This window comes from Holophagaceae bacterium (assembly GCA_016720465.1).
Taxonomy (GTDB): Bacteria; Acidobacteriota; Holophagae; order Holophagales; family Holophagaceae; genus JANXPB01.
The window spans coordinates 1,562,650-1,579,325 of record JADKKO010000004.1; the positions used below are offsets into that span (position 1 = coordinate 1,562,650).

A 16,676-nucleotide genomic window follows, 5' to 3' on the forward strand; every position below is an offset into this window, starting at 1 on the left:
GCGGGATTGCGGAATTGCCGCCAAGGGGATTCGCGCAGGTGATATGGTGCACATCTCCCCGGATGAATTCAGCGGCGCTTTCAACCGTCGAATCTCTTGCTACACTGGCCCCACCTTCTTCAACCCACCCAGGAGGAACACCTCATGAAGATGACGACCCGCCAACATAACGACGTGACGATCCTCTATCCCGAGGGGAAGATCACCCTCGGCGACGGGGACCAGGAGTTGGGCGAGGCCGTCCGCACCTCGCTGGAGCAGGGCGCCCGCAAAGTTCTCATCAATTTTTCGAAAGTGAGCTATCTGGATTCCTCCGGCGTCGGTGAGCTGGTGGGCTGCTACACCTCCGTGAAGGGCAAGGGCGGCGAGCTGCGCATCTGCGGCATGAACTCGCGCATTTTCAGCCTGATCACCATGACCAGCCTGCACTCGGTGTTCGAAGTGAAGGACACCGAAGAAGAATCCCTCAGCGGCTTCTGAGGCCGCTGACAGAATGCTCGCCGCTCGCGCATCGGCGCTGATCGCGAGTGCCGCCGCCGTTGGCGTGTGCGGCGCCGCGGCCCAGGTCGCCGTTCCGCCGGAGCGGGAGCCCGTCTTCCAGGGCTTCGTTTGGGAGGGCGGAACCGCGGACGACCGCAGCTTCGCGGAAATGGCTTCGGGACTGGTGAAAGGAGCGCTCCGCAAGGAACTCCAATTCGACCGGGCCCTTGAAGCGATCCGCGCCACGGACCGCTTCAAGTCGGTGGAGGGGAGCCTCGGCGCCGATGGCACCGCCCGCATCAGGCTGCAACCTTGGGCTCCCCTGCAATCCTGGAACTGGCAGGGTGACGCCCTGCCGAAAAAAACCAAATCCCTGCTGCTTCCCGATCTGAAAAAAGGCATGCGCCTGGGCGACCTCAGGTTGGAGGAATGGCGCCGCCTATCGGAATCACGGCTGCGGGACGAAGGCTATCCCCAGGCCAGGCTGGCGGCCGGGCGCGACGCATCCGGCGAGCGGCTCGTCCTGAAACTGGAACTGGGCCCCCCGAGTCTCGTGAAAAGCGTCTCCGTGGATGGGGACCTGGGCCCCTACCGTCTGGAAACCCTGCTCGACGTGGCCAGAATCCAGGTGGGACGCACGCTTTGGACCCAGGATCTGCGGCGTCAGGCCGCCCGGCGGATCCGCCGCCGGTTCGTCAAGGACAAGCGGCTTGAGGGCCAGGCCGGACTGTCCTTTTCAAGCGATGGCGCCCTCGCCCTCTCGGTGGCTCCGGGACCGGTGGTGCGCCTTTCGAGCGAAGGCAAATGGCTGAGCCAGAGAACCCTGAGGGAGCTGCTTCCCCTGGCCCGGACGGACCGCTATGGACCGGAGCTTCTGGACGAAGGGGACCGGCGCCTCATCCGCCATTTCCGCGACAAGGGATTTCTGGACGTGCAATGCACCCATGTGCGTGAAGTGGTGTCCGGCACCGCCGCCCAGCCCCAGGAAGTCCGGATCGCCTACCGCATCCAGACCTCCGACCGCCGTTACATCCAAAGCATCCTGTTCGAGGGAAACCAGGAACTGAATGACAAGGATCTGCGCCGGGTCGCCAAGCTGCCCATGGGCCTGCTGTATTTCAATGCCCCCAGGGCCACCCCCGATCTGCTCAGCGAAATAGAAACACGCATCACCAACCGGTATCTCCTGTTGGGCTACTCGGATGTCAAACTCCGGCGGCGCATGGAGATCCGGAACGGTGAACAGATCCTCATCCTCACGATCCGTGAAGGCCCCAGGCGCACCGTCAGGTCCATCATCCTCGAACTGCCCGAGGGGCCGTCTTGGGACCCCTGGACGTTTGGCGAAACCATGTTGCGCGCGGTCGCGGACAAACCCGCCTTGCTGTCTCCGGCCTTTTCGCAGCGGCGCAGGTACCGCTCGGACCGGCGGGAGCTGGGCGGCCTCGTCGCGATCCTGGAAATCCTGCCCAGCGAGCTGGGCAAACCCAGGAAAGCCGTGCGGCTCCTCACGGAACGGCCGGTGCCCTACGTCCGTGCGGACCTGGGCGCGGTCCTGGGGGAACTCAACCAAAGCGTGGCGGCCCTCGGGTCTCCTAAACCCATCGTGCGGTTCCATTCCGATGAGGATGATGCGGGCGCGACCATCCATATCGAAATTCCAGCCCAGACGTTGACCTTCGTGGCCCGGCGGGTGGTCCAAGGCAGCCTGGAAACCAGTTCCAAGGCCATTGCGCGGGAAACCCAGGATCTGGAACCGGGTGATCCATTGAATCTCGAAAGGGTGGGCCGGGCTCAGGCGAACCTTGGCAATTTGGGAGCCTTCAAACGGGTGGATGTGGTGAGCATGAAGGAGGCCGCCGAAGCTTCCGCCGCCGCGGCTCCGGAAACCCCTTGGGGGGAAAGCGACCTGGTGCTGCGCCTGGAAGAGCGGTCCCACTGGGTTTTCAGCGAATCCTTCGGCTACGACAAAAGCACCGGCTACAACTTCGGGTACGGCGTGCAGCGCCTCAATTTCCAGGGCATGGGGCGCACGCTGGACTTCGGCCTGAGGGCGGGCGACGGCACCATCAACAATGCCGCCCTGCGGCGCCTGTTCCCCACGGGGGATTTTTCACGCTCGGTGGACAGCTATACCCTCGGCTACACGGATCCCTGGTTCCTGCCGGGGATCCTCGCAGGCATCCTTCCGGAACGGGTCCAGTACCGCGCCGAGGCCTCCTACATCCAGGAACAGCAGACCGCCTACCTGATCCGCCGCCGCCGCGTGCTCAATGGCCTGGAATGGCGCCCGGACGCCACCCATGTGCTGCGCGCCGGCCACCGCTTCGAGCGCTCGGACGTGCGCCTGGTGGACCTGGTCGACCTGAACACGCCCCAATATCAATTGTTCAAACCCATCCTGGAAGATCCCCAACTGCTGAACAAGGCCACCCGGAGCCCCTCGAGTTCCACCATCTCCGCGCCTTATTTCCAGTGGATCCACGACACCCGCGACAGCCCCTACGACCCCACCGCCGGGGCGATCACCTCGCTGCGCCTCGATCTGGCCAACCAGTTGTTCGGCACCAGCCGCAATTCCAGTTTCGTGAAATTGGATGCCCGGCAACAGTGGACCTGGCCCGTGGGCTATCGGGCCAGCGCAGGCGTTGTGAGTCTTGGACTGCGCATCGGCGCCGCCCGGCCCACCGCGAGCACCAGCCAGGAACTGCCCCTGGCGGAACGGTTCTTCGCGGGCGGTCCTGGCACGTTCCGGGGGGCGGAGCCGGACCGCCTGGGACCCACGGGAGGCATCCCCTACCTGCGGCAGACCTCCGATGGGAAATATGCGCCCCAGTTGACTTCAGACGGGAAATCCATCCTCTACCAGCTCATCCCGATCGGCGGGCAGGGACTGGCCCTGGTGAACCTCGAATATCGCTTCCCCGTCATCGGCAACACGATCTGGGGCGAGGTCTTCATGGATGCCGGCCAGGTGTACCAGAGCCTGCGCCATGATCCTGATTCCCTGAACCCATCCTTCCCCCCGTTGCGGGTGGCCTTCGGCCTGGGCCTCATCATCAAACTTGGACTTCCCATCAAGATCGAATATGGCTCCGACGTAAACCGGATCCTAGGCCGTCCGCGCAGCCAGTTGGATAAGGAAAGCCAGCTTCACAGCCTCCTGATTTCAGCGGGGTACCAGTTTTAGGCGCCGTTACACCTTGGCCAGCGCTTTTCTGGCCAAGGCGTTACGGCGCCCGGGCGGGGCCGGCGGGGGGGGGGGGGGGGGGGGGGGCGGAGGAAAGTCGAAGGTTTACGGCGCCTCCAGCTATCGCGCGCAGTGCGTGCCCCTGCTCGCTACGCTTGCAGAGCCGGAGCCTCTATGTCGGCCGCAGGCCGACGCGGTGGGTGGTGGACCGAGGAAAGTCGAAGGTTTACGGCGCCTCCGGCTATCGCGCGCAGTGCCCGTTCCCACTTGCCATGTTCTTGTACGCGGAGCCTCCCTGCTCGCTACGCTTGCAGAGCCGGAGCCTCTATGTCGGCCGCAGGCCGACGCGGTGGATGGTGGACCGAGGAAAGTCGAAGGGTTACGGCGCCTCCAGCTATCGCGCGCAGTGCGCGCTCCCACTCGCCATGCTCTTGGACGCTGAGCCTCCCTGCTCATTACGCTTGCAGAGCCGGAGCCTCTATGTCGGCCGCAGGCCGAGGCGGTGGGCTGTTACGGATGTCGCAGGACGCCTTCTGGACATCCACGCGAGTCTCGCTACACTTGAAGCTCCGCATTGGCGCGTAGCTCAGCGGTAGAGCACTACCTTGACACGGTAGGGGTCGGCGGTTCGAGACCGCCCGCGCCAACCAAATGGCCGCCCACAAGGCGGCCTTTTTGTTGCGGGCGCTCCCGAACCGCCTCGGCGGTTACTCGGTCGGTGTGGGGCCCCGCTGCGCGCGCAGTGCGCGCTTCGCGACCCACATCCTCACTCACCGCCATTCACTCCACGGTCACGCTCTTGGCGAGGTTGCGGGGCTGGTCCACATCGCAGCCGCGCAGCACGGCGATGTGGTAGGCGAGCAGTTGAAGCGGAACGACATAGAGGATCGGAGCGAGCCAGGGGCGCACGTCGGGGAGATGGATCACGTCCTCGGCGATGTGGTCCAGGCCTGTGTCGCCATCGGTGGCGAGGGCGAGGATGCGGCCGTCCCGGGCGGCGGCTTCCTGCAAGTTGGAGAGCGTCTTCTCGCGGTGGGCGTCCCTGGGCATGAGCGCCACGATGGGCAGGTGGCTATCGATCAGGGCGATGGGACCGTGCTTCATTTCGCCGGCCGGGTAGCCTTCCGCGTGGATGTAGGAAATCTCCTTGAGCTTCAGCGCGCCTTCCAGGGCGATGGGGTAGAGCGGCCCCCGGGCCAGATATAGGAAGTCCTTGGCCTCGCGCCAGTCCTGGGCCCACTTCGCGATCTGCGGCTCCAGGCTGTTGATGCGCTCCAGCAAGGCGGGCAATTCCCTGAGGCCCTGGATCAGTTCGGAACGCAGGCCGGGATCAAGCGTGCCCTTCGCTTCGCCGATGCGCATCGCCAGGAGCAGGAGCACGCTCAATTGGGTCGTGAAGGCCTTGGTGGAGGCCACGCCGATCTCCGGGCCCGCGTGGGTCAGCAGGATCGCTTCGGCCTGGCGCACGGCGGTGGAGCCCTGCGCGTTGCAGATGGCCAGGGTCCGCGCCCCGCGGGAGGCGGCCTCCTTCAGCGCCGCCAAGGTATCCGCGGTCTCGCCGCTTTGGGTGATGCCGATGGCCAGCGTATTGGGCGGCACGATGGGATCGCGGTAGCGGTATTCCGAAGCGTAGTCGATGTCCACGCCGATACGCGCCAGTTGCTCCAGATAGAATTTGCCCACGAGCCCTGCGTGCCAGCTGGTGCCGCAGGCCACGATGGAGATCCGGTCGAAGCCCCGGAGCTGCTCGGTGGTGAAGGGCAGGTCCAGTTGGATGGGTTCGGAGTCCTCGATGGGCAGGCGGTTCAGCAGCGTGTTCGAGAGGGCCTGGGGCTGCTCGAAGATCTCCTTCTGCATGAAGTGCTTGAAGCCGCCCTTCTCGGCCGCCACCGGATCGAAGGGGACCGAGTGCACGGCGCGCGGAACCTCGCTTCCATCCAGGCGGAAGATCCGGGCGCCGGAGCGCGTGATCTCCGCCAGATCGCCATCTTCGAGGTAGATGACCTGCCTCGTGTGGCGCAGCAGGGGCACCACATCCGAAGCCAGGAACGTCTCGCCTTCGCCCAGCCCGATGACCAAGGGCGGGCCGCTGCGGGCCACCAGGATCCGCCCGGGATCATCCGCGTGGAGGCAGGCCAGGGCGTAGATGCCGCGCATCTTCCCGACCGCGGCGCGGAAGGCGCCTGCGAATCCCAGGCCGCCCCTCATCAGGCAGGACACCATCATCGGAAAACATTCCGTATCGGTTTCGGTGATGAAGGAAAAGCCCGCGGTTTTCAACTCCGCCCGCAGTTCCAGGAAATTCTCGAAGATGCCGTTGTGCACCGCCACCACCTTGCCGTCATTGCTGCAATGGGGGTGGGCGTTCTCCTCGGTGGGCCGGCCATGGGTGGCCCACCGGGTGTGGCCGATGCCCAGGGGCGCCGCGTCCTTGAGGTCGATCTTGGCCTGGAGGTTGATGAGCTTGCCGCTGGCCCGCGTGATGCGGAAGGTCCCGTCGCCCGGGACCAGCGCCACGCCGGCGCTGTCATAGCCGCGGTATTCCAACGCGCGCAGTCCGTCCACCAGGATGGCCGCCGCGCCCTGCTGGCCGATGTATCCCACGATGCCGCACATGCCGCCTCCGATCCTTGGACTACCGAAAGCTAACGCATCGGAGCGGCGCCTCCAAGGTGGTGAAATCGCATCAGGGTGTGTCTTTCCGCTGGACCACACCTGTGGCGGGCTGCCCAGGCCGCGCCGTGGATGCCCGTTTCCCCGCTTCCGGATTGGGGATAGGCGCCTGGGTAGGAATGCGGAAGAATACGGGGCGGTGATCACCTCCATGGGAGTCCGGCCATGTACGAACTGGAACCTCGCAAATCCGCTTCGCCCTGGAAATGGGTCCTGCTGGGCTGCGGCCTGGCTCTCGTTCTGGGCATCGGCATCGTCGCGGCCCTGGGGTACGGCACCTACCGCTGGGGCAAATCCGTGGAAGCCAGCATGAAGGATCCGGCCACCCGCGAAGCGGAGGTCCGCCGGGTACTGGGCTGCGCTGAACTCCCCAAGGGCTACTATGCGGTGGCGGCCATCTCCATCCCCTTCATCATGGACATGGCGGTGCTGTCCGACCAGCCGCCGAAACCCGGCGGCCACCCGGGCACCATGGGCGAGCGCGGGCTGATCTTCATGCGGATCCTCACCCTGGGCAAGCAGAAGCAGGACGTGGAGGACTACTTCGAAGGCCGCAGCCAGGACGCCGAGCCCCTGCGCCGGAGCGGCATCCACATCGACTCCTCGGAAGTGCTCAAGCGCGGGGTGCTGGAAGCCAAGGGCGCCAACCCGCGGCTGCGCTTCCTGGTGCAGCGGGGCAGCCTGAGCCAAAGCGGCAGGCGCTCCCAGGGCCTCATCACGATTGTCCTGCCCGCCTGCCCATCCAAGGACAAGCAGACCATGGTCATCTGGGCCGGGCCCGATCCCAGCTCCGGGGGGGCCTTGGATCCGGCCCAACTATCCGGCACCGTGGCCGACGAAGGCGCCATCGCCGAGATGATGGGCCTGTTCAAGCTCTGTGAATAGTGATGAGGATCAAGGTTCCCGGATCGCAGCCCGAAGGGCCGCCTCGATCTTGCGGGAGCTGCGCAGGGCAATCTCCTCCCTGAGCCTGCCCTGCCGATCGATCACGTAGGTTCTGGGAAGCTGGATGAATCCGCCCAGCGGTTCGGAAAAGGAACTCAACCGGGCGGGAAGGCTCCACCGCAGCGCCAGATCCGGATGGTCCTTCATGAAGGCGAGGACATCCCGCGACCCTCCGGCATCCAAGGCCACTGCCAGAACGGTGAAGGTGGAATCCTCCCTGCGTTGAAGTCTGGCTAATTCCTCCAGCGTGCCCATGCGATATCCGCGCTGGGTGTTCCAGGCGTGGAGCAGCACGATCTTCCCCTTCGATTTAAACACCCCCACGAGGCGCGCGGTGCCGGCGAGACTGGGCCTGGGAGCGGTGTTTCGGTTCCTCAAGGGCGGCTTCTGGCCGTTGGGATTCCGGTAGCCGCCCACCCCCGGCTCATACCCCCACCCGCTCCGCCAGGCTCTCCGCCATGTGGCGGAGCGCGGTGCCGGCGGGGCTGCTGGGATAGAGGTCCACGACGCTGCGCTGCTCGCGGACGGCCTGGAGCAGGTGGCGGTCCGAGGGAACGAGGCCCAGGATTTCCAGGTCCTTCCCGAGGAAATGCTGCGCGGCGGCCCGGAGCTGGTCCGCGGCCTCGGTGGCCTCCTCCAGGCTCTGGGCGTTGTTGATCACCATGTGGACGGCCTTGCCGGGTTCGCGGAGGTGGAGCACCTTCAGCATCGCGTAGGCATCGAGCAGGCTGGTGGGTTCCGGCGTGGAGACGATGACGACTTCCTGGGCCGCGGCCAGCATCTTCAGCACGGCATCATGGATGCCCGCGGCGGTGTCGATGAACAGCCAGTCGGCATCCTCGCAAACCCGTTGCAGGCTTTGCGTGAGCCTCAGCTCCGAGGCCGGGTCCAGGTGGGACAGCTCGTGGATGCCGCTGCTGGTGGGGATGACGCGGATGCTTTCGCCACCGGCCACCGGTGAATCCAGCATCACCTCTTCCATCATTTTTTCGCCCTTCAGCACATGCTCCAGGGTGTGTTTGGGCGTGAGCCCCAACAGCACATCCAGGTTGGCCAGTCCGAAATTGGCATCCAGCACGACGACTTTTTGGCCGGCCTTCGCGAAGGCCGTCGCCAGGCCTGCCACGACATTGGTCTTGCCCACGCCGCCCTTGCCGCTGGTCACCGCGACCACCCGGGCGCGAAATGGAGAAAACGTCACGGTCATATCAAGGCCGGCAGCCAAGCGCGCCCGGAGCCGCCGCCCAGCTACCCCGTGCGGGATCCATCGTCAGGTTCGGAAAGGCCAAGGTCGGCATGTTGACACCAAGCCCGTGGTAGGGCGAGGAGGATGCCAAATGGGTGATGGGTTGTGGGCGGTGGGTCGGGGTCGGAAAAGCGAGGCCCAATCACCACGTCGAAGGTCGAGAGTCGGGGGTCGAGAGTCGAGAGTCGAGAGTCGAGAGTCGAGGGTCGAGAGTCAACCGTGGAATAATGGCCACGCTCGGCTCACCGCTTACCGCCTCCCGAGTGCTTCCCACCGCTCGGGCGGGTGGAAACGGCAGCGCCATCCGGCCCAACTGACCCGTTGGAAGGAAATGGCTCCGGGCCAGGGCACCCGGTCGAGGAAGCGGCTCAGCGCCATTTGCAGGCGCAGGCGCTGTTCATGGGTCAAGGCCATGTCACCACCCACCCAGGCGCCGGGTTTCCGGGCTTTCACCTCCAGCAGCCGGAGCTCATCCCCCCGGCCCACGAGCAGATCCAGTTCGAAACGCCCGGATTTCAGCTCCCAGGCCACCAGATCCCATCCGCGCAGCCAGAGCAGCCAGAGCGTCAGCCGCTCGCAACGGCGCCCCCAAGTGCGGGCGGTCCTGCCTTTTTCGGTCACTGAACCCATGGCTCGCCTTGAAGGATGTGGGGATTGGATGAGCCAACCATAGCGCACTTCAGGGCCGGTTTTTTGGTGCCGTTCGCCTGGATCCACAAGGAAATCGCGGGCTGTGATGCATGGCACAAGAATCCGCCGATTCGACGCGGACCGCCCATTCCAACTATCCTTCGAAGAGCGGTTATAGCCATTTTGAAGTCCGTTCACTACCCTGGATGGAAAATCGACGACAACAATCCAGAAACTTCTAGGTGAAAAGATGGACCCACTGCCCTTGGTCGCCTGCGATATTCCGGTTCCCGCCAAGAGCGGGCGGCAGGCGAACCTGTTCGACAAGTGCCTGCAATTCACCCGCGCCGACGAATTGAAGGCCCTGGGCAGCTATCCCTACCACCGGGTCATCGAGAACGGGCAGAACACCGAAGTCCAGGTCAACGGCCGGAAAATGTTGATGCTCGGCTCCAATTCCTACCTGGAGCTGACCACCCACCCGCGGATCAAGGCCAGATCGATGGAGGCCATCCAGCAGTACGGCAGCGGCTGCGCGGGGTCGCGCTTCCTGAACGGCACCCTGCCCATCCACCTGGAACTGGAACGGCGGCTCGCGGATCTCGTGGGCAAGGAAGCCGCATTGGTCTACCCGACGGGCTTCCAGACCAACACGGGGGTCATCTCCACCCTGGTCCAGAGCGGCGAATACATCATCTCCGACAAGCTCAACCATGCCTGCATCGTGGATGGCTGCGTGCTTTCCCCCGGAAAGATGGTCAGGTACAGCCACAACGATATGGTGGACTTGGAAGACAAGCTCTCCAAGCTTCCGAGGGATGCCGGAAAGCTCATCGTCACGGACGGCGTCTTCTCTATGGAGGGGGACATCTGCAACCTGCCGGAAATCGTGCGGTTGGCGAAGAAATACGGGGCCCAGGTGATGGTGGATGACGCCCATGGCCTGGGCGTCCTGGGACCGGGCGGGGCAGGCACGGCGGCCCATTTCGAGCTCACGGACGGAGTGGACCTGATCATGGGGACCTTTTCCAAGTCCCTCGCGGCCATCGGAGGCTTCATCGCCAGCAGCGAGCGGGTCATCAACTACCTGATGCACACCTCCCGCCCCTTCATTTTTTCGGCTTCGGCGGCTCCCGCCAGCGTCGCGGCGGTGCTCGCGGCCCTGGATGTCATGCAGGAAGAACCCGACCGGTTGGAACGGCTGTGGCGGAACACGGCCTTCATGAAACAGGGACTGGACGACCTCGGTTTCGACACCGGCGATTCCGCAACGCCGATCATTCCCGTTCTCATGGGCGACTTCGACCGCTGCTTCCAGGTCTGGCAGTTCATGCAGGCAGAGGGAATCTTCGTCAACCCCATCGTCCCTCCCGGGGTTCCGCCCAACCGCTGCATGATCCGGGTCTCGGTCACGGCCGGCCACTCCCTGGAACAATTGACCTGGGCGCTGGAGAAGTTCTCGGAAGCGGGCCGCCGCTTTGGCCTGACCCAGTAGCCGGGCATGGAAAATAGTCTGAGCATCCATCCGGTCACCGGGGCTTCGGATGTGGAAGCATTTATCCGTTTTCCCTTCGGTCTATACCGAGACTACCCGCACTGGGTTCCGCCACTGCTCCTGGAGCGGCGCGAATTCCTGGACCCGGCCAAGAATCCGGTGTTCGAGTATGCCAAGATCCAGCTTTTCATGGCTTTCCGTGGATCCGAGGTGGCGGGGACCATCGCCGCGATCTGCAACAACCGCTACGGCGAATTCCATCCAGAGGACCGGAATGTCGGATTTTTCGGTCTTTTTGAATCCATCCAGGACCAGGAAGTCGCCCAGGCGCTGCTCCAGGCCGCGGCGGATTGGCTCCGGAAGGAAGGGAAGACGGTCCTGAGGGGGCCCGTGAATTTCACGACCAATGACATCGTGGGCCTCCTGGTGGATGGCTTCGAGGACGACCCGGCGATCCTCATGCCTTACAACCCTGCCTATTACGGCAGCCTCATGGAAGGCGCGGGATTAACCAAGGTCAAAGACCTGTTTGCCTTCACCCTGGCGGAGCGGGACTACAAAGGCCAGCTGGACGGAGTGGCCGCCAGGCTGGAGAAACGCGGGCATGTGAAGATCCGCCCCGTGGAGCTGGGGCGCTGGACCGAGGAACTGGAATTCGTCCGCAGCTGCTACAACGTGGCCTGGGCGAAGAACTGGGGTTTCGTTCCGTGGACCGACCGGGAATTGGCTTTCATCGCCAAGGAATTGAAACCCCTCATCGATCCGCGCCTCGCCTTCGTCGCCGAGGTGGATGGAAAGTCCGCCGGATTCTGCATTTCCGTCCCGGACGCCAACCAGGCCATCAAACTGGCTCGGGGCCGCCTGCTGCCCTTCGGGCTCCTCAAGCTCCTCTGGAAGCTGAAAGTGAGCAAATGCACTCGGCTGCGCACCATCGCCATGGGCGTGCTGCCGGAGCATCGGAGGCGGGGCATCGATGCGATCCTGGTGCACCACCTCGTCCGCCAATCCGTGGCCTACGGCTGCCCCGTGTCGGAGATGGGCTGGATCCTGGAGGACAATGAGCCGATGCTCAGCGCCCTGCGCCAGATCGGCGCGCAGAAAACGAAGACCTACCGCGTCTACGATCGCGCACTATAACCCATGCTCGCGCTCGTCACCGGAGGCCAGGGATTCATCGGATCGCACCTCTGCGAGAGGCTGGTCCAGGCAGGCCACCGGGTCCGCGTGCTCGCCCGCCCATCCAGCGATCTCACCCACCTGCAAGGGCTTCCGGTGGAGGTGGTCCGTGGCGATCTGGCCGGTGAAGAGCCCCTCGCCCCGGCCGTCGAGGGCGTGGACTGGGTCTTCCATCTCGCCGGCGCGCTCAAGGGATTCCGCCAGGAGGATCTGCTCCGAGTGAACCGGGGCGGGACGGAGCGTCTACTCGATGCCTGCCAGCTCCATGCGCCCGGCCTCTCCCGCTTTGTCCTGGTGTCCAGCCTGGCGGCCGCAGGGCCTAGCCCGGGAGGATTGGCCGCTGCGGCCGAGGAGGCCAGTCCCCGGCCTTTGACCTGGTACGGCCAAAGCAAGCTGGAGGCGGAAACGGTGGTCCAAACTTCCGGCCTTCCCTTCACCATCCTCCGGCCCCCGATCGTCTTCGGGCCCCGGGACCGGGATGTCCTCAGCTATTTCCAGATCGCCCAGAGGGGTCTGCTCCCGGTGCCGGGCCGCCGGGACCGGTACTATTCCCTGGTGTTCGCGCCGGACCTGGCTGGAGGGATTCTGCGCGCTGCCGAATCACCAGCGGCCGCCTCGGAGATCTTCAACCTCACGGGCGCCGAAGTGGTGGCCTGGTCGGAGCTTGGCCATAGGATTTCCACCGCGCTCGGTGTCCGGGGCCGGGTCCTCCGCCTTCCGGAATTCGCCATCCAAGCTTCCGGGAGGATGGCGGATCTCGCGGCGCGCCTGCGGGGGGCTCCCCAGATCTTCAGCTCCCAGAAGGTGATCGAGATGCTCGCCCCGGCCTGGGTCGCGGATCCCGGGAAGGCGCAGCGGATGCTCGGATGGAGCGCGCCGACCCCGCTCGACGAAGGCCTGGCCCTGACCGTGCGTTGGTACCGCTCCCATGGCTGGCTCTGACATGCGGCCACGGCCATTTGGGCTGTCCGGTCCGCTGGGCTCCTGGCGTCCCCTCGACCTGGCGCTGGCCGCCTACCTGGTTCCCGCATCCCTGGTCCTGCTCGCGGGACTTGCCCGGGGAGTTCCTGGCTGTGGGAAACAACTCATCGCCAATGCCGCGGTGGCGCTGGTTGCATGGGTGGCCGTTCGCTGGAGCCGGGACACCAGGGCCGTGCTCCCGACCCTGCTCCGTTTCTGCTACGTGCCGCTCCTGTACCTGGTCTTCTACCGGCAGATCGAAATCATCTGGCCGGTGCTCCGGGCGGCCCCGATGGACGCTGGACTGGCGCGCCTGGAAGGGGCGCTGTTCAACGCCCAGCCTTCGCTCGCCTTCCGGGCCGCCCTCCCTTCCAGGTGGCTTTCGGAGCTCTTCTGCTTCGCCTACTTCGCCTACTACTTTTTCACGCCGGTGGTATTCCTCTCCGTCTTGTTCCGGCGGGGCTACCTTGCGGCTGAACGCATCGCGCTGGCTGCTTCCGCATGCTTCTTCACCTGCTATGCGATCTTCTGGCTCTTTCCGACCGTCGGGCCCCATTTCTGGTTTCCGCCTCACCAGGGGCCGCAGCTCTACGATGGCTACGTCTTCAACCATCTGTTGTTCTATCTGACCTCCAACGGTGAAATCCGGGCCGGCGCCTTTCCTTCTTCGCACATCGCCGTGGCCCTGCTCCTGACCCTATCCGTCCGGCGGGAGCTGCCGGGGCTCTTCGTGCCTCTCGCCGCCGTTACCGCGCTGATGCTTCCGGCCGTAGTCTACCTGCGGGCCCACTACCTGGTGGACGTCCCCGCGGGCATCCTGATGGGACTCCTCGCCTTCGCTATTTCCAACCGGTTTATTCGTCCTGCCGCGGCGCAATGAGGCTTCGCTGCACGCGCTCAAGATTGCCCTGCAACTGCACGAGATTCCAGGCGATCCACATGGCGTAGCCGAGCCATACCCACAGCAGGCGTGGATCGCAGGGCGTGCGCTTGAGCACTTCCGTGCCGATGTCGAGCCTCAACCCTTGAAGGAACCAGACCACGCCGCCGAACACGATAAGCAGGTGGCCCCAGCGGACCCAATAGGGGCGCAGGCCTTCCTTGGCCTTCCAGCGCAGCAGCAGCCAGCGCAGGAAGAGTTCCGATTTGGCCTCGGCGAAATGGAGGGCGATGAGCTGGTCCACCAGGGGCGCGTAGCGATGGACCTTCAGTTCGGCGATCTCGTCCTCGCCGTTCAATTTACGGAGAAAGGCCGAGCGGATCTTGCCCACGCATTCCTCCCATGGGGCCTCTTCGCGGCGCACCGCCAAGTGCAGCCGCACCAGCCCGACCCACAGCAGGGCCTGGGCCAGCAGCACCCCCCAAAGCGCCATGCCCTGCCAGCCGCTGTTCCGCACCACATCCAAGAAACGCGAGAGATCCATGGGAAGAGTCTGACCGGAATCAACGCTAAATACTGCCCGCGAATGGGTCATTTTGAAGGTTCGAGGCGGTGCTGTTCCTCTCCTTCCGGCATCATGGAATCACCATGGCCTACCGTCGCGCTTCGATCCTGGTTCTCGTTTCTTCGGGCTTGCTGTCCCAGGCTCCGGATGCCTGGGAAGCGCTGCTTTCGCGCCAGCGGGTCCGGCCGGACCGCCAGGGGGCCTACCAGTTCATTTCCCGCGGCCAGGAATTTGAAGGGCCCTGGGCCAATGAACTGCCAGTGGCCAGGCTGAGGGCTTCGGGCGAGCTCAGTTTCCTCCAATTGGACGAAGGCCAATCCAAGGGGCTGTGGTTGCGGCAGCGCTGGCCGGCTGGGGAAAGCCACTGGGCGGTCCTGGGTCCCGCCTTTGAGATCGTGGCCTCGGGGACCTCGCAGCCCACGGCCGAATCCCTGCTCCAGGTCCTGCGGGACTCAGGCTGGAAACCCCAGTCGGAGCGGCGGGAGGCTTTCCTTCGGGAACATCCCGACAACGGGGACGCGTGGCAGGATCTGTTCACGGAAGCCCTGCACGTGGCCGCGGGTCCCGGGGATCAGGAACCCGAGCCTGCCGATAAGGAAGCGGAGCCCAAGGCTCCGGATGCCGACCAGGACCAGGCCCGGTTTGGCGAGGTGGACCGGGCCCTCCGGGGCCTGCTGGAAGTCGATGGCTGGGAGGAGAATTTCGAGTTCCGGGTGGGTCTGGATGAAGAAGCCAAGGGCTTTCCCCAGTCCTCCCTGCTGCAGCCGATCCTCACCCGGCTGCGCCGCGGAGTGGAAGATGCCCTGAAAGCCCGGCCCGGCGATGGGCGGCTCTGGAGCGCCTGGGCCGAGTTGGCGGGCTCCGGCGATTCACCGGAAGCCCTGTTGGCCTCGCTGGAACCCGCCCCCCGCCAGCCCTGGCCCCCGCTTGTGGCCGCGGAACCGTTGGCGCTGGCCCACCGGCGCAGCAAGGATTGGGTGGGGCTGGCCCGCCTGGCGGAAGCCGCCATGGCCCAGGCGCTGCAGCCTTCCGTGGTCCAGGCCAGCGGTGGCGGTTCCGGCGCATCCCACAGCGTGCACCGGGCCGCGGCGGCCGGAGCCTGGGGCCCGCATCGCATAGAAGCGCTGCTCCACCTTGGCCGCCGTCAGGATGCCCTGGCCGTGCTGGAGGAAAGCCGCGCCCTGAGCGGCCGGATGTGGCGCTGGGCGCAACTGCCTTTCAGCAAGATCAACCTGCTTGGGGGCGACCTGGCGAAGCTTTACCAGGAAAGCGATCAGCGGGCCTTCATGGATGTGATCAAGCAACCGCCTCTGAAGGAGCTGCCGATCCCCGCGGCGCCGCCGCCCTTGCGATTGGCCACCCAAGGCAAACCGGAATGGAAAGAGGAGTTCAAAGCCCTCCAGGGGAATCCCGCCTTCGATGCCTGGAAACCCGGCCGCGATCTCGTGTGGGATCAGTTGAATGAAACCGAAGCCAGGCTGTTCAACGACCGGGGGGAAGGGGGCGCGGCCAGGTGGGTGCTGCTGCGGGGCCAGGAGCTGCTCTCCAGCGGCGGTGGACTGCCCACGCCTGAAGCCCTGTCCGACTTGTTGCGCGCCCAGGGCGGATTGCCTTATCTGGCGGAACTGGATGCCTTCATCAAGGCGCATCCCTACCACGCGGAGGCCCGAGAGCTGCGCATTGCCGAGGTGACCGCCCGGCCCCAGACCCCGGGCCTGGAGAAGCGGTTGTTGGCGGACCTCGCCCGGACCAAGGGACCCGCGCTCCTTCCCAAGGATTGGAAGCTTGACGCGGAACGCTGGGCCGAAGCCGCGGGGAAATTGCTCCCGCAGCTTGAAGCCGATACCCGGCGATGGCCCGCCACGAGAGGCCCGCTCCATGCCTGGGTCACGTGGGCCGCCCTATCGCCCTCCCGTCCGAAACCGGGTTCGTTTTTGCGGACCCTGTCCATCTGGAAAAACAACGTGGAGGAACGGGATCCGTTCCGCACGGGGCCGGTGGATGTGGACACGACCAGCCTGGTTTCTGAATTCCTGTCCTCGCGCAAGGACTGGGAGGGCCTTGCGGATTGGTGCCAGGCTTTGTGGGACCTGGGGTGGCGCGAGGCGCTTCCGCGCCATTTGAAACCTCCGCCAGGCATGAAGGAAACCTCGCAGCGGATGATGCGCTGGTTCATGGACGCGCCGTTCCGCCGCATTCTCCAGCCCTGGGCCGCCGCTCTGCGCAACCTGGGCCGCACAGAAGAATTGCGGCAGCTCGGGCTGGAACTTGATCTGCTTCAGCCGGGCCTGGCCAAGCGGTTGGAGCAGCCGGCCCAGGAGGCGCGGCCAGGCCGGCGCTAGGTCTGGCCTGCGGCCGACATAGGCTCCGGCTCTGCAAGCGTAGCGAGCAGGGAGGCTCCGCGTCCAAGAGCACAGCGAGTGGGAGCACGCACTG

At 65.2% G+C, this 16,676-nt stretch carries 13 protein-coding genes and 1 tRNA gene; 9 read left to right on the plus strand and 5 right to left on the minus strand.

All coding sequences use genetic code 11. The features are described from left to right. The first annotated feature begins 144 nt into the window (after positions 1-144). From IPQ13_14220 to IPQ13_14230, 3 genes are all read left to right on the plus strand, one after another. A complete protein-coding gene (locus IPQ13_14220; protein ID MBL0212047.1) occupies positions 145-480 on the plus strand; it encodes an STAS domain-containing protein in 336 nt (111 codons plus the stop codon). Positions 481-493: 13 nt separating this feature from the next. Then, positions 494-3,670, plus strand: a complete 3,177-nt coding sequence (locus tag IPQ13_14225; protein MBL0212048.1) for a BamA/TamA family outer membrane protein — start codon at positions 494-496, stop codon at positions 3,668-3,670. Between the two features lie 575 nt (positions 3,671-4,245). After that, positions 4,246-4,320 (plus strand) — tRNA-Val (locus IPQ13_14230). 130 nt (positions 4,321-4,450) lie between these two features. Here IPQ13_14230 and glmS read toward each other — a convergent pair. Next, on the minus strand, positions 4,451-6,286 hold the full coding sequence (gene glmS / locus IPQ13_14235; GenBank protein MBL0212049.1) for a glutamine--fructose-6-phosphate transaminase (isomerizing): 1,836 nt from the start codon (positions 6,284-6,286) through the stop codon (positions 4,451-4,453). 222 nt (positions 6,287-6,508) lie between these two features. Here glmS and IPQ13_14240 point away from each other — a divergent pair, with 222 nt between their 5' ends. After that, positions 6,509-7,228, plus strand: coding sequence for a hypothetical protein (locus tag IPQ13_14240; GenBank protein MBL0212050.1), 720 nt, complete (start codon positions 6,509-6,511; stop codon positions 7,226-7,228). Positions 7,229-7,237: 9 nt separating this feature from the next. Here IPQ13_14240 and IPQ13_14245 read toward each other — a convergent pair whose 3' ends face one another. The 3 genes from IPQ13_14245 to IPQ13_14255 form a co-directional block, all read right to left on the minus strand. After that, positions 7,238-7,666: a hypothetical protein gene (locus IPQ13_14245; GenBank protein MBL0212051.1), complete on the minus strand. Its 429-nt coding sequence runs from the start codon at positions 7,664-7,666 to the stop codon at positions 7,238-7,240. Positions 7,667-7,712: 46 nt separating this feature from the next. Continuing rightward, positions 7,713-8,489: a MinD/ParA family protein gene (locus tag IPQ13_14250; GenBank protein MBL0212052.1), complete on the minus strand. Its 777-nt coding sequence runs from the start codon at positions 8,487-8,489 to the stop codon at positions 7,713-7,715. A gap of 294 nt (positions 8,490-8,783) precedes the next feature. Then, on the minus strand, positions 8,784-9,164 hold the full coding sequence (locus IPQ13_14255; GenBank protein MBL0212053.1) for a YraN family protein: 381 nt from the start codon (positions 9,162-9,164) through the stop codon (positions 8,784-8,786). 250 nt (positions 9,165-9,414) lie between these two features. Between IPQ13_14255 and IPQ13_14260 the strand changes: the two genes are divergently transcribed. The 4 genes from IPQ13_14260 to IPQ13_14275 are packed head-to-tail and all read left to right on the plus strand — an operon-like array spanning position 9,415 to position 13,675. Continuing rightward, complete coding sequence (locus IPQ13_14260) at positions 9,415-10,659, plus strand: pyridoxal phosphate-dependent aminotransferase family protein (GenBank protein MBL0212054.1); 1,245 nt, start codon at positions 9,415-9,417, stop codon at positions 10,657-10,659. Positions 10,660-10,665: 6 nt separating this feature from the next. Beyond that, a complete protein-coding gene (locus IPQ13_14265; GenBank protein ID MBL0212055.1) occupies positions 10,666-11,796 on the plus strand; it encodes a GNAT family N-acetyltransferase in 1,131 nt (376 codons plus the stop codon). A gap of 3 nt (positions 11,797-11,799) precedes the next feature. Then, positions 11,800-12,777, plus strand: a complete 978-nt coding sequence (locus tag IPQ13_14270; GenBank protein ID MBL0212056.1) for an NAD-dependent epimerase/dehydratase family protein — start codon at positions 11,800-11,802, stop codon at positions 12,775-12,777. A gap of 1 nt (position 12,778) precedes the next feature. Next, positions 12,779-13,675: a phosphatase PAP2 family protein gene (locus tag IPQ13_14275; GenBank protein MBL0212057.1), complete on the plus strand. Its 897-nt coding sequence runs from the start codon at positions 12,779-12,781 to the stop codon at positions 13,673-13,675. Here IPQ13_14275 and IPQ13_14280 read toward each other — a convergent pair. Then, positions 13,650-14,219: a hypothetical protein gene (locus IPQ13_14280; GenBank protein MBL0212058.1), complete on the minus strand. Its 570-nt coding sequence runs from the start codon at positions 14,217-14,219 to the stop codon at positions 13,650-13,652. The genes IPQ13_14275 and IPQ13_14280 overlap by 26 nt on opposite strands. Before the next feature lie 104 nt (positions 14,220-14,323). Between IPQ13_14280 and IPQ13_14285 the strand changes: the two genes are divergently transcribed. Continuing rightward, on the plus strand, positions 14,324-16,582 hold the full coding sequence (locus IPQ13_14285; protein ID MBL0212059.1) for a hypothetical protein: 2,259 nt from the start codon (positions 14,324-14,326) through the stop codon (positions 16,580-16,582). The last annotated feature ends 94 nt before the right edge of the window (positions 16,583-16,676 follow it).

Bases quoted from the DNA above. Each gene is read 5' to 3' on its own strand.
- IPQ13_14220 (MBL0212047.1), top strand. From the start codon at position 145: ATGAAGATGACGACCCGCCAACATAACGACGTGACGATCCTCTATCCC.
- IPQ13_14260 (MBL0212054.1), top strand. From the start codon at position 9,415: ATGGACCCACTGCCCTTGGTCGCCTGCGATATTCCGGTTCCCGCCAAG.
- IPQ13_14270 (MBL0212056.1), top strand. From the start codon at position 11,800: ATGCTCGCGCTCGTCACCGGAGGCCAGGGATTCATCGGATCGCACCTC.
- IPQ13_14265 (MBL0212055.1), top strand. From the start codon at position 10,666: ATGGAAAATAGTCTGAGCATCCATCCGGTCACCGGGGCTTCGGATGTG.
- IPQ13_14285 (MBL0212059.1), top strand. From the start codon at position 14,324: ATGGCCTACCGTCGCGCTTCGATCCTGGTTCTCGTTTCTTCGGGCTTG.
- IPQ13_14255 (MBL0212053.1), bottom strand. From the start codon at position 9,164: ATGGGTTCAGTGACCGAAAAAGGCAGGACCGCCCGCACTTGGGGGCGC.
- IPQ13_14240 (MBL0212050.1), top strand. From the start codon at position 6,509: ATGTACGAACTGGAACCTCGCAAATCCGCTTCGCCCTGGAAATGGGTC.
- glmS (MBL0212049.1), bottom strand. From the start codon at position 6,286: ATGTGCGGCATCGTGGGATACATCGGCCAGCAGGGCGCGGCGGCCATC.
- IPQ13_14225 (MBL0212048.1), top strand. From the start codon at position 494: ATGCTCGCCGCTCGCGCATCGGCGCTGATCGCGAGTGCCGCCGCCGTT.
- IPQ13_14280 (MBL0212058.1), bottom strand. From the start codon at position 14,219: ATGGATCTCTCGCGTTTCTTGGATGTGGTGCGGAACAGCGGCTGGCAG.
- IPQ13_14275 (MBL0212057.1), top strand. From the start codon at position 12,779: ATGCGGCCACGGCCATTTGGGCTGTCCGGTCCGCTGGGCTCCTGGCGT.